At 60.4% G+C, this 26,931-nt stretch carries 25 protein-coding genes; 11 read left to right on the top strand and 14 right to left on the bottom strand.

Annotated features, from left to right (window positions below; translation table 11 throughout):
- Positions 1–3: 3 nt before the first annotated feature.
- The 3 genes from ASD95_RS26090 to ASD95_RS26080 form a co-directional block, all read right to left on the bottom strand.
- The gene (locus ASD95_RS26090) at positions 4–312 is read right to left on the bottom strand and encodes a hypothetical protein (protein ID WP_056727122.1); all 309 of its coding nucleotides are present in this window, start codon (positions 310–312) and stop codon (positions 4–6) included.
- 245 nt (positions 313–557) lie between these two features.
- Positions 558–992, bottom strand: coding sequence for a DoxX family protein (locus ASD95_RS26085; RefSeq protein WP_056727123.1), 435 nt, complete (start codon positions 990–992; stop codon positions 558–560).
- Between the two features lie 103 nt (positions 993–1,095).
- Positions 1,096–2,517: a transglycosylase SLT domain-containing protein gene (locus ASD95_RS26080; protein ID WP_056727124.1), complete on the bottom strand. Its 1,422-nt coding sequence runs from the start codon at positions 2,515–2,517 to the stop codon at positions 1,096–1,098.
- Between the two features lie 237 nt (positions 2,518–2,754).
- On the opposite strand from ASD95_RS26080, the gene ASD95_RS26075 reads away from it, so the two are divergent.
- The 3 genes from ASD95_RS26075 (at position 2,755) to ASD95_RS26065 (ending at position 5,739) form a co-directional block, all read left to right on the top strand.
- A complete protein-coding gene (locus ASD95_RS26075; RefSeq protein WP_056727125.1) occupies positions 2,755–3,564 on the top strand; it encodes a TatD family hydrolase in 810 nt (269 codons plus the stop codon).
- 125 nt (positions 3,565–3,689) lie between these two features.
- Complete coding sequence (locus ASD95_RS26070; RefSeq protein WP_056727126.1) at positions 3,690–5,171, top strand: methyl-accepting chemotaxis protein; 1,482 nt, start codon at positions 3,690–3,692, stop codon at positions 5,169–5,171.
- Between the two features lie 202 nt (positions 5,172–5,373).
- On the top strand, positions 5,374–5,739 hold the full coding sequence (locus tag ASD95_RS26065; protein ID WP_056727127.1) for an Mpo1-like protein: 366 nt from the start codon (positions 5,374–5,376) through the stop codon (positions 5,737–5,739).
- Here the strand turns inward: ASD95_RS26065 and ASD95_RS26060 are convergent, their stop codons facing one another.
- The 3 genes from ASD95_RS26060 to ASD95_RS26050 form a co-directional block, all read right to left on the bottom strand.
- Positions 5,740–6,537 (bottom strand): acyl-CoA thioesterase, encoded by a 798-nt coding sequence (locus ASD95_RS26060; RefSeq protein ID WP_056727128.1) that lies wholly within the window; start codon positions 6,535–6,537, stop codon positions 5,740–5,742.
- A 132-nt stretch (positions 6,538–6,669) separates the two neighbouring features.
- Positions 6,670–7,428 carry a CHAD domain-containing protein gene (locus ASD95_RS26055; protein WP_056727129.1) on the bottom strand — a complete coding sequence of 253 codons (759 nt, stop codon included), beginning with the start codon at positions 7,426–7,428 and terminating at the stop codon, positions 6,670–6,672.
- 100 nt (positions 7,429–7,528) lie between these two features.
- Entirely contained in the window at positions 7,529–7,807 is a 279-nt protein-coding gene (locus tag ASD95_RS26050) for a hypothetical protein (protein WP_007973587.1), read from the bottom strand.
- 221 nt (positions 7,808–8,028) lie between these two features.
- Here ASD95_RS26050 and ASD95_RS26045 point away from each other — a divergent pair, with 221 nt between their 5' ends.
- Positions 8,029–9,066 (top strand): patatin-like phospholipase family protein, encoded by a 1,038-nt coding sequence (locus tag ASD95_RS26045; protein WP_056727130.1) that lies wholly within the window; start codon positions 8,029–8,031, stop codon positions 9,064–9,066.
- Positions 9,067–9,106: 40 nt separating this feature from the next.
- On the opposite strand, the gene ASD95_RS26040 is transcribed toward ASD95_RS26045, so the two are convergent.
- The 6 genes from ASD95_RS26040 to kdpF form a co-directional block, all read right to left on the bottom strand.
- A complete protein-coding gene (locus ASD95_RS26040) occupies positions 9,107–9,805 on the bottom strand; it encodes a response regulator (RefSeq protein WP_056727131.1) in 699 nt (232 codons plus the stop codon).
- Between the two features lie 48 nt (positions 9,806–9,853).
- On the bottom strand, positions 9,854–12,505 hold the full coding sequence (locus tag ASD95_RS26035; RefSeq protein ID WP_056727132.1) for a sensor histidine kinase: 2,652 nt from the start codon (positions 12,503–12,505) through the stop codon (positions 9,854–9,856).
- A gap of 120 nt (positions 12,506–12,625) precedes the next feature.
- Positions 12,626–13,171: a potassium-transporting ATPase subunit KdpC gene (gene kdpC / locus ASD95_RS26030; RefSeq protein WP_056727133.1), complete on the bottom strand. Its 546-nt coding sequence runs from the start codon at positions 13,169–13,171 to the stop codon at positions 12,626–12,628.
- A 149-nt stretch (positions 13,172–13,320) separates the two neighbouring features.
- A complete protein-coding gene (gene kdpB, locus ASD95_RS26025) occupies positions 13,321–15,387 on the bottom strand; it encodes a potassium-transporting ATPase subunit KdpB (RefSeq protein ID WP_056727134.1) in 2,067 nt (688 codons plus the stop codon).
- 18 nt (positions 15,388–15,405) lie between these two features.
- Positions 15,406–17,109 (bottom strand): potassium-transporting ATPase subunit KdpA, encoded by a 1,704-nt coding sequence (kdpA, locus tag ASD95_RS26020; RefSeq protein WP_056727135.1) that lies wholly within the window; start codon positions 17,107–17,109, stop codon positions 15,406–15,408.
- A gap of 8 nt (positions 17,110–17,117) precedes the next feature.
- Positions 17,118–17,207 carry a K(+)-transporting ATPase subunit F gene (gene kdpF / locus ASD95_RS28960; protein WP_007899818.1) on the bottom strand — a complete coding sequence of 30 codons (90 nt, stop codon included), beginning with the start codon at positions 17,205–17,207 and terminating at the stop codon, positions 17,118–17,120.
- A gap of 344 nt (positions 17,208–17,551) precedes the next feature.
- On the opposite strand from kdpF, the gene rfbB reads away from it, so the two are divergent.
- From rfbB to ASD95_RS25995, 6 genes are all read left to right on the top strand, one after another.
- Complete coding sequence (rfbB, locus tag ASD95_RS26015) at positions 17,552–18,634, top strand: dTDP-glucose 4,6-dehydratase (RefSeq protein WP_056727439.1); 1,083 nt, start codon at positions 17,552–17,554, stop codon at positions 18,632–18,634.
- Entirely contained in the window at positions 18,631–19,506 is an 876-nt protein-coding gene (gene rfbA / locus ASD95_RS26010) for a glucose-1-phosphate thymidylyltransferase RfbA (protein WP_056727136.1), read from the top strand. The genes rfbB and rfbA overlap by 4 nt, the downstream gene beginning before the upstream one ends.
- A 46-nt stretch (positions 19,507–19,552) precedes the next feature.
- Positions 19,553–20,422 carry a dTDP-4-dehydrorhamnose reductase gene (gene rfbD, locus ASD95_RS26005; RefSeq protein ID WP_056727137.1) on the top strand — a complete coding sequence of 290 codons (870 nt, stop codon included), beginning with the start codon at positions 19,553–19,555 and terminating at the stop codon, positions 20,420–20,422.
- Between the two features lie 259 nt (positions 20,423–20,681).
- The gene (eat, locus tag ASD95_RS26000) at positions 20,682–22,046 is read left to right on the top strand and encodes an ethanolamine permease (protein ID WP_056727138.1); all 1,365 of its coding nucleotides are present in this window, start codon (positions 20,682–20,684) and stop codon (positions 22,044–22,046) included.
- 140 nt (positions 22,047–22,186) lie between these two features.
- On the top strand, positions 22,187–22,354 hold the full coding sequence (locus ASD95_RS28955) for a DUF2897 family protein (protein WP_007985427.1): 168 nt from the start codon (positions 22,187–22,189) through the stop codon (positions 22,352–22,354).
- 165 nt (positions 22,355–22,519) lie between these two features.
- A complete protein-coding gene (locus tag ASD95_RS25995; protein WP_056727139.1) occupies positions 22,520–23,077 on the top strand; it encodes a TetR/AcrR family transcriptional regulator in 558 nt (185 codons plus the stop codon).
- On the opposite strand, the gene fabF is transcribed toward ASD95_RS25995, so the two are convergent.
- Both fabF and ASD95_RS25985 read right to left on the bottom strand, forming a co-directional pair.
- The gene (gene fabF / locus ASD95_RS25990; protein ID WP_056727140.1) at positions 23,074–24,348 is read right to left on the bottom strand and encodes a beta-ketoacyl-ACP synthase II; all 1,275 of its coding nucleotides are present in this window, start codon (positions 24,346–24,348) and stop codon (positions 23,074–23,076) included. The genes ASD95_RS25995 and fabF overlap by 4 nt on opposite strands.
- A 31-nt stretch (positions 24,349–24,379) precedes the next feature.
- Positions 24,380–25,174 (bottom strand): SDR family NAD(P)-dependent oxidoreductase, encoded by a 795-nt coding sequence (locus tag ASD95_RS25985; RefSeq protein ID WP_056727141.1) that lies wholly within the window; start codon positions 25,172–25,174, stop codon positions 24,380–24,382.
- 475 nt (positions 25,175–25,649) lie between these two features.
- Here ASD95_RS25985 and ASD95_RS25980 point away from each other — a divergent pair, with 475 nt between their 5' ends.
- A complete protein-coding gene (locus ASD95_RS25980; RefSeq protein ID WP_056727142.1) occupies positions 25,650–26,930 on the top strand; it encodes a Wzz/FepE/Etk N-terminal domain-containing protein in 1,281 nt (426 codons plus the stop codon).
- The last annotated feature ends 1 nt before the right edge of the window (position 26,931 follow it).

The raw sequence follows: 26,931 nt of genomic DNA, 5'->3' as shown, positions 1-26,931 counted from the left end.
GTTTCAACGCCGGGTGATCAACCCTTGCCGGGCAACGCGGGTCAGTTGCCGGATCACTTCAGGCGCATCTTCGAGGCTGGGGGACTGAATCACTGCCAGGTCGAAACTGTCGTCGGCAAAACGAGCGAGCGACTCACCGTCGTCGACAAACTGGATCAGGAAGGCAGCGGGACCGCCGGTACGACGTGGCCAGCCATCGAGATAACGCAAGAGCGTCGGCTGATGTTTGCCGCCAAGCAGGATTTTTGGATTGCGCTGGGTCAGATGTGCCGTGATCGGCGCGGGACGTACAACGGCGTTTAATGCATTCATTGGGTCGTGTCTCTGCCTCAAAAGTCTGCATGGCAGGTGAGAGGCAACACCGAACCAGCGCTTTAGCGGTATTTCGAAGCCTGTTCCGGCTTCTATCGGCAACTGGATGAGTCACCTGGCGCCCCGCAAGTAGCTGTTTAAATCGGCGCATGAGCAACATCCTAGAGAAGCTGACTGGACAGTGTCAAGAATGACGCTCAACAAAAAAGGCCCGCAATGCGGGCCTTTTTGTTGAGCCAGAGGGGTCAGCCGGCGATGGCACGGTCCGCCGAGAGTTTGCCCGCACCTTCGATCAATACCGCGATACTGCCACCGAGCAATGCCAGGGCGAATTCATAACCGTTGTTGGCCATGAACAGACCATTGCTGATGTGCACCGAGAAAATCGCCACCAGCGACAGGAAGATCAGGCCCAGTGCGGCCGGGCGAACCAGCAAGCCGATGATCAGGGCCAGGCCGGCGAAGAACTCGGTGCCACCCGCCAGTGCCGCCATCAGGTAACCCGGCGTCAGTCCGAGGCTTTCCATGTACTGCGCGGTTCCAGCCAGACCATAGCCACCGAATGCCCCGAAGAGTTTCTGCGAGCCGTGAGCGGCGAAAACAATGCCGACCACAATGCGCAGAACGGTCAGGCCGTAGCCGGCGCGGGTAGACATTACCTTATTGATCAGAGTGCTCATGCTGCTTCATTCCTTGTAAGTGTGTGTTGGTTGGCCGCTATATTAATCAGTAATTCACATGTTAAAAGCGCAAAAAACCCGTCATAACAATCAGATTAGTTGATCATTTGCGTGAGGCAACCTTTTGCCCCTGGGGCTCCAACGACTCCCGCTCCCGATCGAATGCCAAGTAATACTTGTTCACGCTATTAACATAGCTGACGGGCCCCATACCCACTTGCTCCATGGCAATGCGTTCAACCTGGAAGAACCACTGGTTGGGATTCAAGCCTCGCCGCCGGGCTTCTGCCCGCATGCCTTGCACTCGCTCCGGCCCGATGTTGTAGGCCGCCAGCACGAAGGCCATGCGTTCGCGCTCGTTGAGTTTGGGGCTGGCAAAGAACTTGCGCCGGATCATCGCCAGGTACTTGGCCCCTGCCTGCACATTGCCATCAAGGTCCTGGATATTGTTGACACCCACCCGCTGCGCCGCAGATGGCGTGATCTGCATCAGACCGGTGGGGCCACCGCCACTGCGGGCGGCGGGTTGCAGGGCTGACTCCTTGAAGGCCAGCGCCGCCAGGTTCAGCCAGTCCATGCCCTGGGCATCGGCGTGCTTCTGCAGCACCGGGCGAAGCTTTTCCAGACGCTGCCGGTCCGCCTTGGCCAGTGGATAGTGCACTTGATAGAGACGACGATAGATCCGCAGGAACGCGGCGTCCTGATCCGATGGTTTTTTGTAGCCGGTGAGGAAGCGATCAATGCTGGCCCGCAACATCGAGGCATCACGGCGCACGAACCAGAATTCTTCTCCCGGCTCGCTGATGAGTACCTGCTTGTCGAAACGCAGCTTGGGCAGGATCTTGCCCCAGCGCTCGGCGATCGGCTGCTCGACGATGGTCAGGTGGAAGATCCCCCCCTGCACCATCTCCAGTACGTCCTCGACAGCAAGACTCGGATCGACCCATTCGATGATGACCGGAGGCAGTTTGTGCAGGGCGAGCTTTTGATTGATCTGGCTGACGGCATCCCCGGCGGCGCTGCCGGCAGGTAACGCCAGGGTCTTGCCGGAAAGCTGTTCAAGTTTGGTATAGCGGCGTTCGCCTTTGATGCCTACCAGGACCAACGGGATGTTGCTGGCAATCGGCTCACTGGTACTGACGGCGAAACCCGGTTGCAGATCGAGCAACTCGCCCGGTGCCACCAAATCGCCCTCTCCGCGCTGCAATGCGCCGAGCAGTTGATCCTTGGCCTTGGGAATGATCTTGAGGGTAATTTCCTGGCCGTCACGGGCATGGCCGTTGAGGTATTGCTCGAACGCTCTCAGACGATGGTATTCGACCCCGATCGCCTGCCCCTGGACTTCGCCGGAACTGTTGCGGCTCTGATTGACCAACACCCGCAGCACACGACTGCTGCGAATTTGGGCAAGGTCGCGCACCTTGCTGGCCGGTACGGCTTGCAGCGGCCCGGGCAGACGCGCGACCGCCGTCATCGGCAGTAGCAGCGAACAACACAGCAGTAGCAAAACCGAGGGACGAATCATCCACTCTCCGGAAAGAATATGAGGCCCGCTTCAATGACGAAAACCATCAAGCGCGGCGACAAAAACAGAGCGCCCAAGGCGCTGGCAAAGTGCGAAAGACTGGCACAATGATGGCAAAACTACCAACCCAGCCTGGTCCGAGGCTCAAGAGACAGCGTTAACCCGTTGTAGTTCTTGGCTTTTCTTATAAATCCACGGCTCTGATATGCTTTCCGGCCTTTGGGCCGAGGTAGCACCATGCAACTCATCGATATCGGCGTCAACCTGACCAACGCCAGTTTTGCCGACAAACACCAGGCTGTACTCGACCGCGCCTATGCGGCCGGCGTGTGCCAACTGGTGCTGACCGGCACCAGCGTCGAGGGCAGTGAACAGGCCCTTGAGCTGTGCCAGCAACTGGACAAAAGCGCCCGGCGCCTGTTTGCCACCGCCGGTATCCACCCTCACTGCGCCAGCGACTGGAACGCCGACAGCGCCCGACGTTTGCGCAGCTTGCTCAACGAACCGAATGTGGTGGCCGTGGGTGAATGCGGGCTGGATTTCAACCGTGATTTCTCGCCGCGCCCGCAGCAGGAGAAGGTCCTGGAAGAACATCTGGCCATGGCCGTCGAATTGCAGCTGCCGGTTTTTCTGCACGAACGCGACGCCAGCCAGCGTTTGCTGGAAATCCTGCGCGACTTCCGCGACCGACTGCCGGCCGCTGTGGTGCACTGCTTCACGGGTGAACAGAAGGCGCTGTTCAGCTACCTCGACCTCGACCTGCACATCGGCATTACCGGCTGGATCTGCGACGAGCGCCGAGGCACGCATTTGCATCCGCTGGTCAAGGAAATCAAGCGCGGGCGCCTGATGCTCGAAAGCGACGCACCGTATCTGCTACCGCGCAGCCTGCGCCCCAAGCCGAAAAACGGGCGGAACGAGCCGGCGTACCTGACCGAAGTACTGCGCGAAGTGGCGCTGCATCGCGGGGAAAGCCAGGAAGATCTGGCGGCGCATACCACCGCGTGCGCACGGGCGTTCTACGGCTTGCCATCAATCCCCCAGTAACCACAAATCCCCTCCCACGCTGGAATGCTGAGGGGCCGTTGATCTGCATCAAGAATCAGCCACCTGAGTAGCGGCACAATGCTGGCACCTTGCCAAAACTGTTTCCGCTATCAGAGAAGACCTCCATGGGTGCCTGGCTTAGCAATATCTCGCTGAAATACAAATTCTGGGCGGTCAACGCCGTCGCTTTCGTCACCACCCTGTTGCTGGTGCTATACGCGGTGCAGCTCGAACAGCAGGCCCGCAGTGACGCCGCCCAGGCCTCGGCCCGGGCCCAGGCGCGATTGCTCGAAGCCTGGCCCGCCGGGCAAACGCTACCCCACGCCGACAACCTGCTGACGTTCAATCGCGGACAAGCGCCGTCGCTGAATGAACACCCCATTCCCGAACTCATCAATGCAAACGGCTGGGTCGAGATCAACCTGATGCCGCTGTTCGGTGACAATCCGTTGATGGGTGCCGAAGTGTTTACCCGTGCCGATGGCCAGCGGGTCGCCGTGATTGCCCACGGCCCAAGCTTGAGCCAGGTGTTCAGCGAGCGCTTCGCCAACTACGCGTTGGCCGTGTTCATCCTGATGTTGGCAATGCTCGGTGCATCGCAGTTATTGATCCGTTTCCTGCTCAGCCAGCTCAACACCTTGAAAGACGTCATGCTGCACGTGGAGAAAACCGGCGACCTGTCGGCCCGCGTGCCATTGGCTTGCAGCGACGAAGTCGGGCAAATGGCCAACGCCTTCAACGCCATGCAGGCCGGTTATCAACGGGTGGTCAACACCGTCGCCAGCACCGCCCGGCAACTGGACGTCGGCGCTGCGCGGCTGGCGGCCAGCATGAATGAAGTGCGCCACGGCATGCTGGGCCAGCAAAGCGAAACCGATCAGGCCGCCACGGCGATCAATGAAATGACCGCCACGGTCTATCACATTGCCCAACACGCGGGCGCCACCCGTGACCTTTCACAATCGGCCAATACCCTGGCCGGCAGTGGGCAGGAGGTCGTGACACGGGTGCAACGGTCGATTGCCGGACTGTCCACCGGCGTCCAGCAGACCGCCGAGATGATTCAACGGCTGGCCGAGGACAGCCAGAAGATCAATGGCGTGGTCAACGTGATTCACAGCATCGCCGAGCAGACCAACCTGCTGGCGCTGAACGCCGCCATCGAAGCGGCCCGGGCCGGCGAGATGGGCCGCGGCTTCGCGGTGGTCGCCGATGAAGTACGCAACCTCGCCAAACGTGTACAGGCTTCCACGGATGAAATCACCCTCATGGTCTCGGCGTTGCAGGCTGGCACGCGGGACGCCGTGGATTTCATGCAAGAGAGTTCGTTCAAGGCCGACGACTGCGTACAACAGGCGCAAGAGGCCGGCGCGGCACTGGCCGAGATTACCGGCGCAGTGGCGCAAATGCGTGAAAGCAATACACAGATCGCGGTGGCGGCCGAGCAGCAAAGCCAGGTGGCGGAAGAGATGAACCGAGCGGTGGTGAGCATCCGTGACGTGACCGAGAACACGGTGCAACAGACGGTGACGTCGGCGACCACCAGCAATGAGCTGGCGGCGTTGGCCGGGGAACTGAGCAAGGCGATAGGTCAGTTGAAGCTTTGAGGGACTCTTCGCGAGCAAGCCCGCTCCCACAGTTGAAATGCATTCCCCTGTGGGAGCGGGCTTGCTCGCGAAGGCGTCAGTCGAATCCACATCAAATTTGAACATGACGCCTATCAAACCAATAGCCAGCCTTGATTCGCCGCCAGCATAGACCGGGCCTATTCTTCCTACATGTGTTCAACATGGATCGAGGATCGGCATCATGGGTAAACGTCACCCCAACCTACCCGCCTGGCAATGGCGAGCGTACCCGAACAATCATCAGCACCCGACCAATCTGGTGCTGCATCTGATCGCGGTGCCGCTGTTCATCGTGGCATTTCTACTGATTGTGACCGGGGTGTTCAGCCTGAGCCTGGCAAATATCGCCATCGGCGTGATCGGTGTGATCGCGGCGATGGCCTTGCAACGCCACGGCCACAGCCTGGAGACCCAGGCCTCCGAACCCTTCAGCGATCGCAAGGATGCAGTATCACGCCTGTTGGTCGAGCAGTTCCTGACGTTTCCGCGGTTCTTCCTCAGCGGTGGCTGGTGGCGCGCCTGGCGTGAGCGCCACCGCCGTCACTGATCAGGCGAACACGGTCACCGTCTGCCGGCTCATGGCGATCAACCGGCCATCCGCGCTCCACATTTTTGCGGCCGCATGCCCGTAGCCGTCGGCGGCGTATTCGGTCTCGACGAGGTATTTACACCAGTCCAGGGTGTTCAGTTCCAGCAGCGGTTGCACGAACTCGATGGTCCAGGTCAGCGTGCTACCCATCGCCGGCTTCTTCAAAAACGGCATCAGGGCCGGCGGCCAGGCGTCCACCAGCGCCAGGATATGCGCCTCGCCGATGGCCTCTTCCTTTACGTCGCCGCGCAAGCGTACCCAGCCACCCATTTGCCGGGATGTGCTACCGCTGAACGGCAACCCGCCGACACTCCAGCGCATCGCCAGATGCCGCATGAACTCAGGGATGACGCCTTCGACGAAAGGCAACTCCTGGCATTCGTCCCAGTGCTTCATTTCAGGTGCCGGTTCAGCGGCCACCGCCACTTCCGAGGGGCGCGAGGCACCGAAGCTGCCCTGGATCAATGTCACCACCTGCCCCTTCTGCACTACCCGGCCCAGCACTTGGCTGACGGCCTTGCCTTCGCGCAGTACGTCGACCTCAAAACTGACCGGCACCTCGGGCTCAACCGGGCCGACGAAGGTGATTGCCAACGAACGCACCGGCCGATCCGCCGGAACCCGGGCGCGCATGGCTTCGTACTGCAAAGCGGCCACCAGGCCACCGAAACTGGCCCGCCCCTGAGCCCAGGAGGCCGGGATAGACAGCTCCAGCGGCTGGCCGCGGACAGCGTCGAGCAGTTCGGAAAAACGCATGAAAACCTCTGGGATCGGAAAAGATGAAGGGATCTTAACCATCTGGCGAAGTTGATACATCGCCTATTCCGGCCAAATTGACTGACAGATGAGCCCAACAAGGCTCGCTCCTACAATGGATCCGGGGAGGTCTCAGGATTTGAAACAGGCCTTGCCGAGTTTTTCCAGCACCCGATCCGCACGGCTTTCAGCCTCGGCCATGGTGGCTTCCCAGACAGCAACACAGGGTTGCAAATCCGCTTCCCGTTCAGCCATCGCCAGCCATTGCACGCAATCGTGCCAGTCACCCAGTGCGCCCTGGGCCGACTTCAACCGGGGCATGGCCGCTTTCGGCAAACGGTCCAGTTCGGGGTAGGCGTCGATGCCATAGCGCACGCGCTTGATCAACAAGCGCAGCCGATGACGGTCGTGGGTCGGATCGTGCAGTGCCTCGTCGAGTTTTTTCCACTGCTTGCCCAGGCGTTTTTCGATGCGCTTGCGCAGCCCCTTGAGCAATCCCTGGCGCTGGGCAGCACGTAGAAAACGTGGAAACGCATCGAGGACGATCAGCATTTGCGCGAGCTCGGGACTGGCTGCCACGGCCGGATAGGCCTCGGCCATTTGCGCCATGCGCCACTGTGCGGCTTGGGGTTGATGGTGCTGGAGCAGGTACGCCGCCAACACTTCGCGATCGCGTAAAGGTGTGCTCAGTTCGCCCACCCGGGAGGCGGCCGCTTCCAGTTGTTCGACACCGGGCAGCCCGCGCAAGGGCCGCAACAGGCTGCGTAACCGCCGCATGGTTGTGCGCAGGTCGTGTAACGCTTCAGGGTCTGTACGCTCTTTCAAGCGGGCCTGACAGGCAAGCAGACGAACTTCCAGGCCCAGAACCTGAGCCACCAACCGATCGATCATGGGGGTTTACTCCGTAAACAGCGCCAGGTTGCAAGCTCCAGGCTGCAAACTCGAAAGATCTTGCAGCTTGCAGCTTAGAGCTTGTAACCGCTTTTCGCTTTTAACGCCCCGCGCGCGATTCACGAATATAGAAACGAGCCTTCTCGGCTTTCCTGGTGCAGCCTTCGAACCCCTCGAATTGCTGCTGGGTCTTGGCCGCGGTCAACAGCGACAGGGCCTTGGAGTAACTGACAGTCCCGGCGAACCCTTCGGCCTTGGCCAGGTCCAGTTCATGCCATGCCGCATCCAGATTACTACCACAGCTGTCGCGATAAGCGGTTTTGCCGGCACAACCGGCGAGCGCCAGGGCAATCAATGGCACGCAGATCCAGGCTTTCATCATTCACTCCTCAAGAATAGGTCAACAGTCATGCAGGTAAGACGTTGTGGCACCTGAAAAGTGCCGTTGGTCCGCTGTGCAAACTATAGCGCCGACGAGAATAACCATGTGCCGCCATGGAGTGTCGAAAATACGACGCTCTTGTCCCCTCGTACGACCATGGCGATTGAAGCATGGCCCTCGATGGGTGCATTGTTGAACCATTCAAACGAGGGCGATTCATGAAAAAGCGCGTCGCACTGGTATTGGGCTCGGGTGGAGCCCGGGGTTATGCACATATCGGGGTCATTGAAGAGATCGAACGGCGCGGGTATGACATTGCCTGTATCGCCGGATGCTCCATGGGCGCGGTGGTGGGCGGAATCTACGCCGCCGGCAAACTCAATGACTACCGCGACTGGATCGAGAGCCTGGACTATCTCGACGTGTTGCGCCTGGTGGACGTCAGTTTTCGCCTGGGGGCGATTCGTGGCGAGAAAGTCTTCGGGCAGATCCGCAAGATCGTCGGCGAGATCAACATCGAGGATTTGCGCATCCCCTACACCGCCGTTGCCGCCGACCTGACCAACCAGCAGGAAATCTGGTTCCAGGAAGGATGCCTGCATCAGGCCATGCGCGCCTCGGCGGCGATTCCCAGCCTGTTCACCCCGGTGATGCAGGGCAACCGCATGCTGGTCGATGGCGGCATTCTCAACCCGCTGCCGATCGTGCCGGTGGTGTCGAGCCATTGCGACTTGATCATCGCGGTCAACCTCAACTCCACCAATCAGCGCCACTATCAATTGCCGGTCATCCAGCGTCCCGCCGCCTTCAAGACCCGCTTCGACAGCCTGATCAATTCCCTTGGCTCGAAGCTGCCGTTCCGCCGCAAACAGGCCGAGCAATTGTTGATCCTCGAGCAGGAGGCCCTGAGGGCCGAAGGGGCGGACCTCAACCCGTGGATCGAATCCGCCGAACCCGAAGCGCAGCAACCGGCGGCGGCTCCGGAAGCCAGTGGCGCCCCCCGCTCCGCCACCGGTTCGTTCATCATCGACAACGTTGGGCCGGCGTCCTTGCTGGATTTGATCAACCAGAGTTTCGAGGTGATGCAGACGTCGCTGGCGCAGTACAAGATTGCCGGGTATCCGCCGGACATCCTGATCAACGTGCCCAAGCGCGTGTGCCGTTTTTTCGAGTTCTACAAGGCGCCGGAATTGATCGCGCTGGGACGGGAGATTGCGCGGGATACGCTGGACCGGTATGAGAATGAGCAGAACTGAACGCCTGAAGGTTCTCGGGTGACTATCAGGCAACGAAGATCTAAAGGCTACCCTCACCCAACAACCGATACCCCACCCCTGCCTCAGTGACGATGAACCTGGGCTGGGTCGGGTCATCCGCCAGTTTCTGGCGCAAGTGCCCGACCACGATGCGCAGGTAGTGAGTGTCTTCGGTGTGGGTCGGCCCCCAGATGTCCTTGAGCAATTGCTGCTGGGTGATCACCCGCCCTGGATGCCGCGCCAGTTGCGCCAGCACGGCGTATTCCTTGCGGGTCAGCGCGACTTCGACATCGTCGAGCAGCACCCGGCGATACGCCAGGTCGACCGTCAACGGACCGAAGCTCAGCGCCGCTGGTTGCGCCTCGCCTGCGGGCACCTGGCGCAATAACGCACGGATCCGCGCCAGGAATTCCTGAATGCCGAATGGCTTGGTCACGTAGTCATTGGCGCCGCCATCCAGGGCCTCGACTTTCTGCCCTTCACTGGCGCGCACGGAGAGCACCAGCACCGGCACCGTCGACCACTCGCGAAAGTCACGCAATACCTGTTGGCCGTCCATGTCCGGCAAGCCGAGGTCGAGCACCAGCAAGTCCGGTTTGTTCAACGCAGCTTGCACCAATCCTTCGCTGCCGGTACCCGCCTCCAGCACTTTGTAGCCCTGGGAAACGAGGCTGATGCGCAGGAATTTGCGGATCTGCGGTTCGTCGTCAATGATCAGGATGGTCGGGGTCTGGCTCATGAATTCACATCAACACAAAGAAGTGGCAAGAGAGTAGCGCAAGCACGATCAGGCTTCACTGTCGTATCCCGGCTGAGCCTGCAGCGGCAGGTGCAACGTGATGCAGGTGCCGCGCCCCTCGATGCCGTCGGCGACACTGATGCGACCGCCATGGGCACCGACCATGCCCTGACAAATCGCCAGCCCCAGCCCGGTACCCTGCCCGCCGCGATCACCCCGCGCTGCGGTGTAGAACATGTCGAAAATTTTCGCCCGTTCCTCTTCCGGAATCCCCGGCCCCTCATCGCTGACCGAGAAAAACAGCTCGCTGTCATCGGCCCCGGCGCGCAGTTGCAAGCGCCCGTGGGGTGGCGAAAACCGCGCGGCGTTTTCCATCACGTTGATCAGTGCCTGTTCGATCAGCGCGGCATGCACATACAGCAACGGTAACTCGGCCAGTACGTCGGTGCTGACCTGCAACGGCGCAAGGACTGCCCGCAGGCGATTGCGCGCACTGCCGACGATGTCTGCCGGCGACACCCAGTCCCGTGCCAGCTTCAAGGCACCGTGGCCGAGGCGGGTCATGTCGAGCAGGTTTTGAATGTAGCGGTCCAGGCGCTCGGCTTCATCGCGGGTGCCTTCGAGCAACTCACGTCTGTCCTCCAGCGGGATCGCTTCCCCCAGGGCCAGCAGGCTGTCGATACTGCCGCGCATGGACGTCAGCGGTGTACGCAGGTCATGGGACACCGACGCCAGCAAGGCGCTGCGCAGTTGCTCGGTTTCGCCGTGCAGCCGCGCCGCTTCCAGATCGTCGGCCAGTTGCGCCCGGGCCAGCGCCTGGGCCAGCGGCTGGCTCAGTGCGGTCAACAAGCGTCGGCGCTGGCCGCTCAGAGTCTGGCCTTCCCTGGCGCACACGCCAAGCAACGCCAGCGGTCCGTCCTCCACCGACAATGGCCACCACCACCAGCGGCCGAACGGCAAGGTGCCGGTGCCCGCACCCGCGGGTTGATCGTGCTGCCAGGCCCAATCGGCGGCGCCGCGCTCGGCTTCGCTGAACTCCAGGGGGCCACCGGTTTCGACTTGCCAGCCGTTTTGCCCGTCGCGATTGAGCAGGCACAGTTGCACATCACTCCAACCATTAAGGTGCTGGGCAGCCGCGCTGACCACGGCCTGGCGGTCGGTGGCGGCGGTGAGTTTGCGGGACAGGTCAAGCAGTTCAGTGGTCTCTTCCTGGGTATCGCGCAATGCCTGCAATTGCCGGCGCTGGCGCGCCGCGAGGTTGCCAGTGAGGGCCGCCATCAGCAGGAAGAACAGCAAGGTCAGCACGTCTTCCTCGCGCTGGATGCTGAAAGAGAAATTCGGTGGAATGAACAGGAAGTCGTAGGTCAGGAACGACAGCGCCGCACAAGCCAGCGCCGGCCCGAGGCTGCTGCGCACCGCCACCAGCAATACCGCTGCAAGGAACACCAGGGAAATGTTCGGCAGTGGCAAAACACTCGCCACCGCCCAGGCCAGGGCGCTGGCCAGAACCGTCGCGACCACGGCCAATGCATAGTCGAACCAGACCAGTGAATGCATCGACCGCTGATGGGGTTGAAGCTGTTGGTGATCGCTGTCGAGAACGTTGATCTCCAGCCCACGTGCATTACGCAGCAGTCGCGCCGCCAACCCGCCACCGAACAGACGTCGACGCAGTCTCGGCCGGGACTGGCCGACCAGCACCAGGCTGGCGCGGCGTTCGGCGGCATGCTGGATCAGGGTTTTCGCCACTTCACCGGCGCGCAGCAACACCACTTCGCCGCCCAGGCGCTCGGCCAGTTGCTGGGCGCTCTGCAGACGCAGGCGGGACTGCTCGTCACGCACGCTGCCGTTGTCCACGTGCACCAGGCTCCAGGGCAGGTGCCGCCGCTGGGCCACGCGACTGGCATGGCGTACCAGGCGCTCGGCCTGGGCATCGCCGTCGACCCCCACCAGCAATCGCCCGCGCACGGCCGGCGCCGCTTGCCCCAACTGACGATACCCCTGGGCCAGATCATTATCGACCTGAGCCGCCGCGGTTTGCATCGCCAGTTCGCGCAGGGCCGTGAGGTTAGTCTGGGAAAAGAACGCGTCGATGGCCGCCCGCGCCTGCTCCGGCACATAGACCTTGCCGTCGCGCAGGCGCTCCAGCAGCTCCCGTGGCGGCAAGTCGATCAGCAGCAGTTCGTAGGCTTCCTGCAACACCCAATCAGGCAGGGTCTCGCGGACCTGCACGCCAGTGATGCCGCGCACCTGGTCGTTGAGGCTTTCCAGATGCTGGACGTTGACCGTGGTGTACACGTCGATGCCGGCGGCGAGCAGTTCCTGAATGTCCTGCCAGCGCTTTTCGTGGCGGCTGCCCGGAGCGTTGGTGTGCGCCAGTTCGTCGACCAGCACCAGCTTCGGTTTGGCGAGGAGCAGACCGTCGAGGTCCATTTCTTCGAGCAACACGCCACGGTACTCGGAACGTACCAACGGCTGTTGCGACAAGCCGCCGAGCAGTGCTTCGGTTTCGGCCCGGCCGTGGGTTTCGACGACGCCGGCGATGACCTTCACCCCTTGACGCAACTGGGTGTGGGCCGCTTGCAGCATGGCGTAGGTCTTGCCGACACCCGGTGCGGCACCGAGAAATACCTTGAGCCGGCCACGGCCATCGCGGGGCAGGTCTGCTAACAGCGCGTCGGCGCGGCCGGAGTTGCTCATTTTCATTGCCTTGTTTGACTTGATAGTTGGGTGTGGCATTAAAAGATCGCAGCCTGCGGCAGCTCCTACGCCAGATGGCGTACATCCTGTAGGAGCTGGCGAAGCCTGCGATCTTTTGATCTACAGTTTTTCCAGCGCCCGATTCAACTCAAGCACATTCACCACCGGCGGGCCTATCAGTGGTTGCTCGACGTGGGCATCCAGCAGTTGTTGCAGCGTTGCGACCGGCAGGTTGCGCGCCGTCGCGACACGCGCCAGTTGATAGGCAATCGCCGCCGGTGGCAAGTGCGGATCCAGACCGCTGCCGGATGTAGTGAGCAGCGCCAATGGCACCGGCCCCTGCCCTGGCACCAACAGTTTGCTGGCATCGTCGATCACCCGCGTCGCCAGCGCCGGGTTGCTCGGCGACAGGTTGCTGGCACTGCTCGACACGGTGGCAAAGGCACCGGCCGAAGGACGCGGGTGAAACCAGGCGTCGCCGACGAAATCCTGGGCGATCAGCGAGGAACCGCGGACCTTGCCTTCGGCATCCCGCACCAGGCTGCCGTTGGCCTGATCCGGGAACGCGACCTGGGCCACGCCGGTGACCACCAGTGGATAAGCGACGCCGGTGATCAGCGTCATCAGGACCAGCAGGCTCAGGGCCGGGCGTATCAATGTGGACATTTCAAAATCCTCTAATTCACAAGTCAGGTACACCGTGGCGCATCCATCGCGAGCAAGCTCGCTCCCACAGGGTATGAGGTGCTTTTGTGGGAGCGAGCTTGCTCCGGGCGGCGTTCCGACGATGGCGGCTTATCTGGCACACCACGCAGTCAAACCAGATGCAACGCCGTCAACAGCATGTCGATCGCCTTGATGCCCACGAACGGCACCAGGATCCCGCCCAGGCCGTAGATCAGCAGGTTGCGCCGCAGCAACGCCGCCGCACTCGCCGCATGAACCCGCACTCCGCGCAACGCCAGCGGAATCAGCACCACAATGATCAGGGCGTTGAACACGATCGCCGAGAGAATCGCGCTCTGCGGGCTGCTCAGGTGCATCACGTTGAGCACGCCCAGTTGCGGGTAGATCGCGGCGAACAGCGCCGGCAGGATCGCGAAGTACTTGGCCACGTCGTTGGCGATGGAAAAGGTCGTCAGCGCACCGCGGGTGACCAGCAATTCCTTGCCGATCTGCACCACGTCCAGCAGCTTGGTCGGGTCGCTGTCGAGGTCGACCATGTTGGCCGCTTCACGGGCCGCTTGCGTACCGTCGTTCATCGCCATGCCGACATCCGCCTGGGCCAGGGCCGGGGCGTCGTTGGCGCCGTCGCCGCACATGGCAACCAGACGACCGTCGTTTTGCTCGTGACGAATGCGCGCCAGTTTTTTCTCCGGCGTGGCTTCGGCCAGCACATCGTCCACACCCGCTTCAGCGGCGATGGCAGCGGCGGTCAACGGATTGTCGCCGGTGACCATGACGGTGCGGATCCCCAGCTTGCGCAACTCGGCGAAACGCTCGCGGATACCGGGCTTGACCACGTCCTTGAGGTGGATCGCACCCAGCAACTTGCCGTCGGCACACACCAGCAACGGGGTGCCGCCGCTTTGGGCGATCTTGTCGATCTCACGGGACAACGATGCAGCCAGATCAGCGCGCTTGAGGTCCACGAACGCCAACAACGAATCCACCGCGCCCTTGCGGTACACGCGCCCCTGATAGTCGACACCGGACAAGCGGGTTTCAGCACTGAACGGCACAGCGGTCAACAGCTCGGCGGATGGCTCCGGCTGAGGGTGAAGGCCACGCAAGTACTCAACGATGGACTTGCCTTCAGCCGTGTCATCGGCCAGCGAGGCAAACAACGCGCCTTCAGCCAGTTCCCTGGCAGTGACGCCAGGCGCGGCATACACCGCCGAGCAACGACGGTTACCAAAGGTGATGGTGCCGGTCTTGTCCAGCAGCAGGACGTGCACGTCCCCCGCCGCTTCCACCGCACGACCGGACTTGGCGATCACGTTCAGGCGCACCAGGCGATCCATCCCGGCGATACCGATGGCCGACAGCAAACCGCCGATGGTGGTCGGAATCAACGTGACCAACAGCGCCACCAGGAACACCAGTGGCAGGCTGCCATTGGCGAAGTGGGCGAACGGTTGCAGGGTGACGACCACCAGCAGGAAGATCAGGGTCAGGCCGATCAGCAGGATGTCTAGCGCCACTTCGTTCGGGGTTTTCTGGCGTTTGGCGCCTTCGACCAGGGCGATCATGCGGTCCAGGGTCGACTCGCCGGGGTTGGCGGTGATCTTCACCAGCAGCCAGTCGGACACCAGCCGTGTGTTGCCGGTAACGGCCGAGCGGTCACCACCGGACTCGCGAATTACGGGGGCCGATTCACCGGTAATCGCTGCTTCGTTGACCGCCGCGATACCTTCGATCACTTCGCCGTCACCGGGAATCATCTCTCCCGCCTCGACGCGCACCACATCGCCTTTGCGCAGGTTGGCGGCGGGCACCACCTGAAAGCTGCCGTTGCCGGTCCTGCGCCGGGCGCTGAGGCCTTCGCTGCCGGCCTTGAGGCTGTCGGCGCGGGCCTTGCCGCGACCTTCGGCCAGGGCTTCGGCGAAGTTGGCGAACAGCACGGTGAACCACAGCCATACAGCGATTTGTGCGGCGACGAAGGTCGGCACTGCCGTGTCGGGAATGAAGCACAGCACGGTGGTCAGGATCGCCGTCAGTTCGACCACCAGCATCACCGGCGCACGCTGCAATTGCCTTGGGTCGAGCTTGACGAAGGCTTGCACCAGCGCCGGACGCCACAGGGCCGAGAAAGCGGTTTTTGGCGCTTCGACCGACTTGGTCGGTGACGCAGGTTTTGAAGCTGGAACGTGCATATTCATGATGGATTCCTTAGCTCCTTATTTCAGAAGAGCAACCATACTCAAATGTTCAGCGATAGGACCCAGCGCCAATGTAGGCAGGAAGGTCAAACCGCCCACCAGCAAAATGGTCACGGTCAGCAGGGTCACGAACAGCGGACCGTGGGTCGGGAAGCTGTTCTGCCCGATCGGTGCGGTTTTCTTCATCGCCAGGCTGCCGGCCAGGGCCAGGACCGGGAGGATGTAGCCGAAGCGACCGATCAACATGCCCAAGCCCAGCATCAGGTTGTGGAAGGGGGTGTTGGCACCGAAGCCGGCAAAGGCGGAACCGTTGTTGGCGCTGGCCGAGGTGTAGGCGTAGAGCAACTGACTGAATCCGTGAGGCCCAGGGTTGCTCACCGCGGCCACAGGACCAGGCAGGCTGGCGGCAATCGCGCCGAGCACCAACACGCCAATCGGCATGACCATCAACGTCACCACCAGCAACTGCACTTCCCTGGCCTGCAGTTTCTTGCCGAGGTATTCCGGAGTACGGCCGATCATCAGGCCAGCGAGGAACACCGCGATCAGCACGTTGAGCAACATGCCGTAGAGCCCTGCGCCGATGCCGCCGAAGATCACTTCGCCCACCATCATGTTGACCAGCGCCATCATGCCGCTCAGCGGGCTGAGGCTGTCGTGCATGCCGTTCACCGAACCGTTGGACGCGGCCGTGGTGGTCACCGACCACAACACCGTGGCAGTGGTGCCCAGGCGAGCTTCCTTGCCTTCGAGCGGCGCGGTCTGTTCGACGGCGACATTGTTCAGGGCCGGATTCGGCTGGTATTCAGCCCACAGCGAGGTTGCGCCGCCGATCAGGAACAGCGCCAGCATGCAGGCGATGATCGCTCGGCTCTGGCGCAGGTCCTTCACGTAATGGCCGAAGGTGAACACCAGCGCGACGGGGATCAGAATGATCGAGGCCATTTCGAACAGATTGCTCCACGCCGTCGGGTTCTCGAACGGATGCGCCGAGTTCACGCCGAAGAAACCGCCACCGTTGGTGCCCAATTGCTTGATCGCAATCTGACTGGCGGCCGGCCCCAGCGGGATCACCTGGTCAACACCCTGCATCGTCACCGCATTCACGTACTGCGCGAAGGTTTGCGGCACGCCCTGCCAGACCAGATACAGCGCCAGCAGCAGGCACAGCGGCAACAGGCCGTAGAGGGTGGCACGGGTCATATCGACCCAGAAGTTGCCCAGGGTCCGGGTGGATTTGCGGCCGATGCCGCGACACAGCGCGACCAGTACCGCCAGGCCAGTGGCGGCGCTGACGAAGTTCTGCACGGTGAGGCCTGCCATCTGGCTCAAGTAGCTCAGGGAGGCTTCGCCGCTGTAGCCCTGCCAGTTAGTGTTGGTCATGAAGCTGACGGCGGTGTTGAACGCCAGCGTCCACTCCTGTCCCGGCAGGCTCTGCGGGTTCAGTGGCAGGTGGTCCTGGAACAACAGGATCGCGAACAGCAGCAGGAAACCCGCGAAGTTGAAGGCGAGCAAGGCCAGCGCGTACTTCTGCCAGCTCTGTTCGGCCTGCGGATCGACGCCGGCCAGACGATAACAACCGCGCTCGACAGGACCGAGAATCGGCGTCAGCCACGTGCGCTGCCCTTCCATCACCTTGTAGTAGAAGCGCCCGAGAAACGGCGCCGGGACTAATACCAGGGCAAAAAACCCGAGGATCAGCCAATAGTCATAATTGTGCATGGCCACTCCTAGTTCCGGTCCGCGCGCAGCAGCGCAACCAACAGATAAATGAACAGCCCCACTGCCAGCAGCAGCGACACCCCATCCAGAACGCTCATGGAAGTTCTCCGTGTTACGGCGTATTGCCGCGTGTGGAGTCATTGTCGGAAAGGAGGCTGTAAAGGAACGAGACCGAGGGTGCCTGCGGGGCATAAAGAACGCGTAAAGAGTGGGTTTACGCCGGGGTTACAGGGTGCGCGAAGGTGCTCCGGCCAGGAGAACAACGGGTGTGTCGTACATAGCGCTCTAAATTGTGCGCCAGGGTAGTGAGTGAACGCTCCAAGTCATGGATAATCCGGCCCGATTGACGCGACGCAAGCGAATGGGGTCAAGATCTCTTGCGCCTCCCCGCTTGCGCCTGCAAGCTAACGCTATTCGCATTACTGAAGAAGGCTGGCCCAACGTGCGTATCCTTATTACCGGCGGAGCCGGTTTCATAGGCTCGGCCCTTGTCCGCGAGCTGATTCAACACACTGAGCATGATGTGCTCAACCTGGACAAACTGACCTATGCCGGCAATCTCGAATCGCTGACCAGCATTGCCAACGACACTCGCTACGAGTTCGTTCAGGCCGATATTGTCGATCAGGCGACCGTCAGTGCGGTGCTCGCGCGTTTCCGCCCTCACGCGATCATGCACCTGGCAGCGGAGTCCCACGTCGATCGCTCCATCGACGGGCCATCGGAATTCATCCAGACCAACATTGTCGGCACCTACAGCCTGCTCGAAGCCGCCCGCGCCTATTGGCAAGCCCTCCCGGAGCCTGAGAAAAGCGCCTTCCGCTTTCATCACATTTCCACTGACGAGGTTTACGGCGACCTGCACGGTGTCGATGATCTGTTCACGGAAACGACGCCCTACGCGCCGAGCTCGCCCTACTCCGCCAGCAAGGCAGCGTCCGACCACCTGGTCCGCGCCTGGCAGCGAACCTATGGCTTGCCGGTGCTGCTGACCAATTGCTCGAACAATTACGGGCCGTTCCACTTCCCCGAGAAACTGATTCCGCTGGTCATCCTCAATGCTCTGGCCGGCAAGCCGCTGCCGGTGTATGGCAATGGCCTGCAAGTGCGCGACTGGCTGTTCGTCGAGGATCACGCCCGGGCACTGCTCAAAGTGGTGACCACCGGCGCCGTTGGCGAGACCTACAACATCGGCGGGCACAACGAACAAAAGAACATCGACGTGGTGCGTGGTATCTGCGCCCTGCTCGAAGAATTGGCACCGCTCAAGCCTGAGGGCGTTGCGCATTACGCCGACCTGATCACGTTCGTCCAGGATCGCCCCGGGCATGACCTGCGCTATGCAATCGATGCCGGCAAGATTGAACGCGAACTGGGCTGGGTGCCCGAAGAGACCTTCGAAACCGGCCTGCGCAAAACCGTTCAATGGTACCTGGACAATATGCAATGGTGCCGCCGCGTTCAAGACGGCAGCTATCAGGGCGAACGCCTTGGCGCCATCAATCCCAAGGAGCTGCTCGCATGATGAAAGGCATCGTTTTGGCGGGTGGCTCGGGCACGCGCCTGCACCCGATTACGCTTGGAGTGTCGAAACAGCTGTTGCCGGTCTACGACAAGCCAATGATCTACTATCCGATCTCGGTGCTGATGCTGGCCGGCATCAAGGATATCCTGCTGATCTCCACCCCGCAGGATCTGCCCCAGTATCGCAATCTGCTGGGTGACGGCAGCCAGTTCGGGGTGAATTTCAGCTTTGCCGAGCAACCCTCGCCGGACGGTCTGGCCCAGGCGTTTCTGATTGGCGAAGAGTTCATTGGCGATGACCCTGTGTGCCTGATCCTGGGCGATAACATCTTCCATGGTCAGCACTTTGGCGAACAATTGCAGAGCGCGGCAAAACGCACCCGCGGCGCCACCGTGTTCGGCTACTGGGTCAAGGACCCCGAGCGCTTCGGCGTGATTGATTTCGACAGCGATGGCCGTGCCCTTTCGATCGAAGAAAAACCGAAAGCGCCGAAATCCAGCTATGCCGTTACCGGCCTGTATTTCTACGACAACGATGTGATCGAGATCGCCAAGGCGGTGAAACCTTCGCCTCGTGGCGAGCTGGAAATCACCGACGTCAACAATGCCTATCTGCAACGTGGCGATCTGCAGGTCGAGCGTTTTGGTCGAGGTTTCGCCTGGCTCGACACCGGCACCCACGATAGCTTGCTCGAAGCCTCTCAGTACGTGCAGACCATCGAACACCGCCAGGGCCTCAAAGTCGCCTGCCTCGAAGAGATCGCCTATGAAAATGCCTGGATCGACCGCGAGCAGTTGATGGAGCGCGCCCGGTACTTTGGCAAAACCGGGTATGGCCAGTACCTGGCCAAGCTGGCAGGGGAAGAGCAATGAACCTGTGCGAGCCCGATTCGCCCGGTAACGAGACTGGACTGTTCCCGTGAAAATACTCATCAATGGCCGACACGGTCAGGTTTCACATGAATTACAACGGCGGCTGGGGGCTGTCGGCGAACTGATCGTATTGGGTCGCGATCAGCTCGATCTCGCTCAACCCGATCAGATTCGCCGTCAGGTGCAAAACATCCGGCCCGATCTGATCGTCAATGCAGCGGCCCATACAGCGGTTGATCTGGCGGAAAGCGAGCCGCAACCAGCTTTTGCCATAAACGCGGTAGCTCCCGGCATCCTTGCCGAAGAAGCGCTGGCTCTGGACATACCGTTGATACATTACTCCACGGACTATGTATTCGACGGGAGTAAAGCCGGACCTTATAACGAGGACGACACGCCAAATCCGCTCGGGGTGTACGGCAAGAGCAAACTGGCCGGTGAACAAGCTATCAGGGACGTGCAAGGTAAACACCTGATCCTGCGTACCAGTTGGGTCTATTCAACCCATGGCCGCAATTTTCTGTTGACGATGCAGCGCTTGCTGCAAGAGAAACCGGAGTTACGTGTAGTCGCCGATCAAATCGGAGCACCTACATGGGCAGGTACAATCGCCGATAGCACCCTTGCCCTGATTGAGCGCTGGCAGACGAGCCAGGTCGCCAACTGGGGTACTTATCACCTGACCGCTCAAGGTGAGACCTCCTGGTTCGGCTTCGCCCAGGCGATCGGTGAAGCGCTGCGAAAACAGGGCAAGCCCTGCGCCGACCTGTTACCGATCCCGTCCAGCGACTACCCGACACCCGCAGCCCGACCGCTCAACTCGCGCCTGGATTGCAGTCGCTTGCAGCGCGATTGGGGTGTCAGTCAACCAGACTGGCAAACGGCGTTGCGCGAGTGCCTCACTCAGCAAGCCTGAGCATCAAGCGCTGCCCGCACCTGCATTGAAATACCCAACCTGCGCGTTGCAGCGGTGTTGGGGAGCGGGTACGCGGGCTTGCTCGCGAAAGCCGCATTTACAACAAACGCGCCCCTGACTGACGCACAATATTCGCGCATCCAGTGGCGAACATCCCCGATACGACAGCTTTCAGCCCATTACGACGCGTAATCGTGAAATGGCACGCCCACTGCACTGACCTCCCCTGAGCGTTCCAAACCACTCAGGGAGCAAACCCATGAACACACAACTCAAACCCACGCTGGGCACCTTGCACCTGTGGGGCATTGCGGTCGGGCTGGTGATTTCCGGTGAGTATTTCGGCTGGAGCTATGGCTGGGGCGTAGCCGGGACCCTGGGCTTTCTGGTGACCTCATTCATGGTCGCCACCATGTACACCTGCTTCATCTTCAGTTTCACCGAACTGACCACCGCCATTCCCCACGCCGGAGGTCCCTTTGCCTACAGCCGTCGTGCCTTTGGCGAGAAAGGCGGGTTGATCGCCGGACTGGCGACACTGATCGAATTCGTCTTCGCCCCGCCGGCGATCGCCCTGGCCATCGGCGCCTACCTCAATGTCCAGTTTCCAGCCCTGGACCCGAAACACGCGGCAGTCGGTGCCTACATCGTATTCATGGGTCTCAACATCCTCGGCGTGAAACTGGCAGCAACCTTCGAACTGGTGGTCTGCGTGCTGGCGGTCGCCGAGTTGCTGGTGTTCATGGGCGTGGTCGCCCCGGCATTCAGTTTCAGCAACTTCGCCCTCAATGGCTGGGCCGGTTCCGATGTATTCGGTGCTCCGGCGATTGCCGGGATGTTCGCGGCGATCCCCTTCGCCATCTGGTTCTTCCTCGCCATCGAAGGCGCAGCCATGGCCGCCGAAGAAGCCAAGGACCCGAAACGCACGATTCCCAAGGCTTACATCAGCGGTATCCTGACCCTGGTGCTGCTGGCGATGGGCGTGATGTTCTTCGCCGGTGGCGTCGGCGACTGGCGCACCCTGTCGAACATCAATGACCCGCTGCCCCAGGCGATGAAAACCGTGGTCGGCGAAAGCTCGGGCTGGTTGCACATGCTGGTGTGGATCGGCCTGTTTGGGCTGGTGGCGAGTTTCCACGGGATCATTCTTGGCTACTCGCGGCAGTTCTTCGCCCTCGCCCGGGCCGGTTACCTGCCGTCCTCCCTGGCCAGATTGTCACGCTTTCAAACCCCGCACCGGGCGATCATCGCCGGCGGCGTGATCGGCATTGCTGCCATCTACAGCGACGGCTTGATCAACCTCGGCGGCATGACGCTGACCGCCGCGATGATCACCATGGCCGTGTTTGGCGCCATCGTGATGTACATCATGAGCATGCTCAGCCTGTTCAAGCTGCGCAAAACCGAGCCGAACCTGGAACGCACCTTCCGCGCCCCCTGCTACCCGCTGGTGCCGTTCATTGCACTGATGCTGGCGGTGGTATGCCTGGTGGCGATGGCCTGGTTCAACACGTTGATCGGCCTGATCTTCCTGGGTTTCATGGCGGCAGGTTTCGTGTACTTCATGCTCACCGCACAACTGCGCGCAGACGCCCCGGCGGATGCGATGCTGACCGGACTGTGAAAGCGTTCGAGTGAACCTTGAACAACAGGCATAGAATGGGGTGATAGCGATGGAACTGCGATGAAACCCCATCACTCAAAACGGTATGCACGATCGGTTGGCGAACCCTCGCCGACCGCCTGCTTTTCAAGGAGAGTCCTATGCCCTGGTATGCCTGGTTGATTCTGGTCGTTGCCATCGGCTCGATCGTTGGTGGCCTGATGCTGCTGCGCGACACCGCCAACAAGGTCGAACTGACCGAAGAGCAACGCAAGCGCGTCGCCGAACGCAATGCGGAAATGGACGCCAAGGAAGCGCAGGACCGCTGACTGAAAACCCCGCCTTGGAAAGCGGGGTTTGTTTTTGCGTGGAAACGCCCGAAATCACGCCGCTTTGCACCCATATCGAAGCATCTGCATGTTTATTAGAAGTAGAAGTACAGTCACCATGCAATTTTCATTGGTTAATATGGCGCATTGATGCGGAGATATCAGATGCGTTACTCGCAGGACCATAAAGCCCAGACCCACCAACGCATTATCAAGGAAGCTTCAGCGCGATTCCGACGCGACGGTATCGGCGCGACCGGGCTGCAACCCCTGATGAAAGCACTGGGCCTGACTCACGGTGGCTTTTACTCGCACTTCAAGTCCAAAGACGAACTGGTAGAGAAAGCCTTGCAGGAGGCCGGTGCACAAGTCGACGAGCTGTGTGCGCAAATCTTCGCCGAGGAACAGCCACTCAAAGCCTTCATCGACGCTTACCTGTCCGAATGGCATCAAACCTCTCCCCACGAAGGCTGCCCGCTGCTGACCATTTCTTCGGAACTGGGGCTGCGTGGTCAACCGAGTCCGACCAGCGACGTCGTGCTCCAGGCGCGACTCGATCAGATCCAGCATACCCTTGAGGGTGAGCGCACCGCCGAGCGCAGCATCGTCATCATGTCTACGCTGGTCGGCGCCTTGCTGTTATCGCGCAGCGTGGCCGACGTCGGGTTTGCCCAACGGATTCTCGACATCGCACGCGAACACCTCAAGCACTCGCAGGATTAACCCTGCCAACGCTTGAACAGTACACTGGCATTGACCCCACCAAATCCGAAGCCGTTGGACAACGCATACTCGATGGCCATTGGCCGCGCTTTGCCATGAACGATATCCACTCCTTCAGTGGCAGGGTCCGGGTTCTCGAAATTGAGTGTCGCTGGTGCAACCTGGTCACGGATCGCCAGCAGCGTGAAGATCGCCTCGATTCCCCCTGCTGCACCGAGCAAATGCCCGGTCGCCGACTTGGTCGATGTCACGGCAATACCATTTTGCGCACCGAACAACGCCTTGATCGCCGCCAGTTCACCCAGATCCCCCACCGGAGTCGAGGTTGCATGAGCATTCAGATGCTGAACCTGAGCCGGAGAAACACCAGCCTGAGCCAATGCCAACGACATCGCCCGCCGCGCACCGTTGCCGTCCTCGGGACCGGCGGTCAGGTGATAGGCATCGGCGCTGGTGCCGTAGCCGACGAGCTCCGCCAAGGGCTGGGCGCCCCGGGCCAGCGCATGGTCCAGAGACTCGATGACCAGCAGCCCGGCCCCTTCTCCCATGACAAAACCATCGCGACCACTGTCGAAAGGTCGCGAAGCGCGTTCAGGCGTGTCGTTGTAAGCGCTGGACAAGGCGCGAGCAGCCGCAAACCCGGCCAGGCTGACCCGATCGATCGCTGCCTCTGCACCGCCGCACACCGCGATGTCCGCCTCACCCGTACGAATCAGCCGCGCTGCGTCGCCAATCGCCTGAACGCCGGCAGCGCATGCCGTGACCGGTGCACCCAATGGCCCCTTGAAGCCATGCTGGATCGACACATGACCTGCCGCGAGGTTGACCAGGAATGAAGGGATGGTGAATGGAGACAAACGTCTCGGCCCACGACTATCGGTGGTGCGCACCGCGTCGGCGATCGCGCCGAAACCACCCACACCTGAACCGATGATGGTGGCCGTGCGCTCCTGGGCATTGGCATCCAGCGCTTGCCAGCCGGCTTGCTCCAGTGCCTGACGCGCCGCTTCCATGGCGAACAAAATGAAGCGGTCCATCTTCTTCTGTTCCTTGGGCGGGGTTGCCCGGTCCGGATCGAACCCCGCCTCCGGATCATCCGCCAGCGCGGGCACTGCACCGCCGACCTTGGCCGGCAGATCGGCAACCACCTCTTGCGGTAAATTGCGCAGCCCGGAACGACCGGCCAACAGCCGCGCCCAGACAGCTTCGACACCGCTTCCCAGCGGCGACACCAGGCCCATGCCAGTTACAACCACTCGACGATCACTCATACCAGACACACCTCAAGCCGATTGATGACGCTTACCGATAACGGGCAGCGGCCTTGCTTTTGGAAAGATTGGGCGCCATCACATGACGCGCCGCCACGAACGCATCCCAATCCGCCGCATCAGGCAACGAAGGAATAGTGATCAACTCACCCTGATCCAGACCCGACAACGCAGCATCGACCATCTCTCCTGCTTCCATCACCATTTCCGCGGGAATTTGCGAAGCATCGATACCGGAGCGCTCCCAGATCTCGGTTCGTGTCACACCGGGCAGCACCGCCTGGATCTTCACCCCGGTACCATTCAGCTCGGCGTTCAACGATTGAGTCAAGCTCAATACATAGGCCTTGCTGGCGCTGTAAGTCGCATTGAAACGCTCGGGAAACAATGCCACCACCGATGCGATATTGATGATCGTGCCGCGCCCGGCCTTGGTAAAGCTGGCCGCAGCCGCCGAGGCCAATCGCGTGACTGCCGTGATATTCAACTGAATCATTCGCTCCAGTTGATCGGTATCGGCATTGGCCAACAGCCCATCCGCCGCCACACCGGCGTTATTGAGCAACAGACTGATACTCGAATCGCTGCGTAGCCGCTGTTCGAGTTGTAGCACGTCTTCCTTCCGGGTGAGATCCGCCGACAGCACTTCCACCTTGATCCCATGCTCCGAGCGCAGCTTGATCGCCGCAGCCTCCAGTCGCGGCTCGTCACGAGCCACCAGCAACAGATCAAAACCACGGGCTGCCAAACGCTCGGCGTACACCGCCCCGATACCGGAAGACGCGCCGGTGACGAGGGCCGTACCTTGGGGCTGAACTGAATTCATGATGGTGCTCCTGAAAAATGCTGAAGGACGCCCGACGTGAAAGCACTTCGACGCGAGCTATTTTATTATAGCCATAATTCTACCAATATATGATAGCCGTAATTTTAATTGATCGAGCAACGGAGGGTTCTCGTCGGTAACCCGGCCAGAATGAGAGTAGCCCCGGAATGAGAATGAAATCCCATCGAGCCTATGGGATGGAGCGAACGGTATTGCGAGCGACCGATAAACGGTGGGGCGAATGAGCAGCGCGCTTTGAACGCTCACAGGGTGACAGGAGGCCAGCCCATAGGGCCGTCAAGGTGATGTCTGAGCCGCGACCGTGTTCGCATCCGCGACTGTTTCTCACCCTTGCTGTTTGCTAACAAATGCTGGAAAATCCAAAAAATATAACCAAATGTAAAGTTTTCTAACCTAGATGACGGCAATTTTCAGATGTATTCTGGAAAGTCTGTCCAAATTTTTAGAGCGCGTGATGAACATTCCAGTAAACACTATTGATACCCCCCGACATGAAGTCGTTGAAGTAAAGGAGCTTATCGGCAGCCTTTGGGATCAAAGGGCGATTGTTTTATTGTTTACTGCACTGACCGTTACCGCCGCTATTTCCTATGCCTTGCTGGCAACTCCAGAATATGAAGTTGAAACTTATGTCCGACCTGTCCCACTGGCGGACCTGGACGAACTGAATGAGTCCGGACTTTATAAACTGCTGCCAAAAGACGCGCTGAACAACATCGGTTCTTCAATGCAGTCTTATGATGTTCGCCTGAAGTTCTTCCAGGCCAACCCGCAGTACCTTGCGCCATTGCAGGCACCAGGGCAATCCATTGAGAACACATTTGAAAGGTTCAACGAAAGAGCATTTTCGCTTGAAAAAATTGATCCTAAAAAAAGCTCCAGCCTTTCCGAAGCCGTTGGCCTTAGCCTCAGGTATCCTCAGGGCATAGATGGCGTAGGCATCTTGAGAGACTTTACCGACTTCGTCGTTAAAGGTGAAAAGGAAAAAGTTGCGTCAAACTTAAAAATACTGATTGCCAACCGCATCGATCAGACTGAAAAGAAACTGGAGTCGAAAAAGTCCGCTTATGAGGCGGAAAAAGATTCCAAAGTTGCCCATTTGCTGGAAAAAGATCAGCTAAAAAAGCAAGTACTTCAAGACGAACTCAAAGCGCTGCGCCAACAACTGCAAAGCCGCAGACAAAACCGCATCAAAGAACTTGATGAAGCCATCGTCATCGCCAAGAAACTCGGAATTGTAAAACCCACCACGCCCTCGGCGCTGGGAGATGGAGAGCAAGCCCATCAGGGCAACATGATCCGCACGGAAGTCAACAATCAGAAAATACCCCTGTACTTCCTGGGACAAGCGGCACTGGAAGCAGAGCGTGCCACCTTGGTAGCTCGTCATTCCGATGACTTCACCGAGCCGCGTATCGATGAGATTCAAAAAGAGCTCAGCCTGCTGGCTACCAACCGCGAAGCAGTACTTCTCAAAGAGCGGAATCATCCTGAGTTGTTTATCAAGGACTTCGCGGACATCAGCGGTGAGCTGACTCACCTGAAGCAACTGAATGTAAACTTCGATCAGTTAAAGCTGGTCAATGTTGATAAAGATGCAATGGAACCTCAAGCGCCTATAAAACCGAAGAAAGCCCTGATCGTTGGATTTGGCCTGATCTTTGGATTCATACTCGGCCTGGGTGTCGCCATCATTCGTCGCGCCGTTCTGTCACTGCATTCACCTCGTCGTTAAT

The organism is Pseudomonas sp. Root71 (genome assembly GCF_001429045.1).
GTDB classification, from domain to species: domain Bacteria; phylum Pseudomonadota; class Gammaproteobacteria; order Pseudomonadales; family Pseudomonadaceae; genus Aquipseudomonas; species Aquipseudomonas monachiensis.
This window is presented reverse-complemented; position numbering and strand designations above follow the sequence as displayed.

Coding starts and splice junctions, on each gene's coding strand:
- ASD95_RS26090 (WP_056727122.1), bottom strand. CDS start 312: ATGAATGCATTAAACGCCGTTGTACGTCCCGCGCCGATCACGGCACAT.
- ASD95_RS26085 (WP_056727123.1), bottom strand. CDS start 992: ATGAGCACTCTGATCAATAAGGTAATGTCTACCCGCGCCGGCTACGGC.
- ASD95_RS26080 (WP_056727124.1), bottom strand. CDS start 2,517: ATGATTCGTCCCTCGGTTTTGCTACTGCTGTGTTGTTCGCTGCTACTG.
- ASD95_RS26075 (WP_056727125.1), top strand. CDS start 2,755: ATGCAACTCATCGATATCGGCGTCAACCTGACCAACGCCAGTTTTGCC.
- ASD95_RS26070 (WP_056727126.1), top strand. CDS start 3,690: ATGGGTGCCTGGCTTAGCAATATCTCGCTGAAATACAAATTCTGGGCG.
- ASD95_RS26065 (WP_056727127.1), top strand. CDS start 5,374: ATGGGTAAACGTCACCCCAACCTACCCGCCTGGCAATGGCGAGCGTAC.
- ASD95_RS26060 (WP_056727128.1), bottom strand. CDS start 6,537: ATGCGTTTTTCCGAACTGCTCGACGCTGTCCGCGGCCAGCCGCTGGAG.
- ASD95_RS26055 (WP_056727129.1), bottom strand. CDS start 7,428: ATGATCGATCGGTTGGTGGCTCAGGTTCTGGGCCTGGAAGTTCGTCTG.
- ASD95_RS26050 (WP_007973587.1), bottom strand. CDS start 7,807: ATGAAAGCCTGGATCTGCGTGCCATTGATTGCCCTGGCGCTCGCCGGT.
- ASD95_RS26045 (WP_056727130.1), top strand. CDS start 8,029: ATGAAAAAGCGCGTCGCACTGGTATTGGGCTCGGGTGGAGCCCGGGGT.
- ASD95_RS26040 (WP_056727131.1), bottom strand. CDS start 9,805: ATGAGCCAGACCCCGACCATCCTGATCATTGACGACGAACCGCAGATC.
- ASD95_RS26035 (WP_056727132.1), bottom strand. CDS start 12,505: ATGAGCAACTCCGGCCGCGCCGACGCGCTGTTAGCAGACCTGCCCCGC.
- kdpC (WP_056727133.1), bottom strand. CDS start 13,171: ATGTCCACATTGATACGCCCGGCCCTGAGCCTGCTGGTCCTGATGACG.
- kdpB (WP_056727134.1), bottom strand. CDS start 15,387: ATGAATATGCACGTTCCAGCTTCAAAACCTGCGTCACCGACCAAGTCG.
- kdpA (WP_056727135.1), bottom strand. CDS start 17,109: ATGCACAATTATGACTATTGGCTGATCCTCGGGTTTTTTGCCCTGGTA.
- kdpF (WP_007899818.1), bottom strand. CDS start 17,207: ATGAGCGTTCTGGATGGGGTGTCGCTGCTGCTGGCAGTGGGGCTGTTC.
- rfbA (WP_056727136.1), top strand. CDS start 18,631: ATGATGAAAGGCATCGTTTTGGCGGGTGGCTCGGGCACGCGCCTGCAC.
- eat (WP_056727138.1), top strand. CDS start 20,682: ATGAACACACAACTCAAACCCACGCTGGGCACCTTGCACCTGTGGGGC.
- ASD95_RS28955 (WP_007985427.1), top strand. CDS start 22,187: ATGCCCTGGTATGCCTGGTTGATTCTGGTCGTTGCCATCGGCTCGATC.
- ASD95_RS25995 (WP_056727139.1), top strand. CDS start 22,520: ATGCGTTACTCGCAGGACCATAAAGCCCAGACCCACCAACGCATTATC.
- fabF (WP_056727140.1), bottom strand. CDS start 24,348: ATGAGTGATCGTCGAGTGGTTGTAACTGGCATGGGCCTGGTGTCGCCG.
- ASD95_RS25985 (WP_056727141.1), bottom strand. CDS start 25,174: ATGAATTCAGTTCAGCCCCAAGGTACGGCCCTCGTCACCGGCGCGTCT.
- ASD95_RS25980 (WP_056727142.1), top strand. CDS start 25,650: ATGAACATTCCAGTAAACACTATTGATACCCCCCGACATGAAGTCGTT.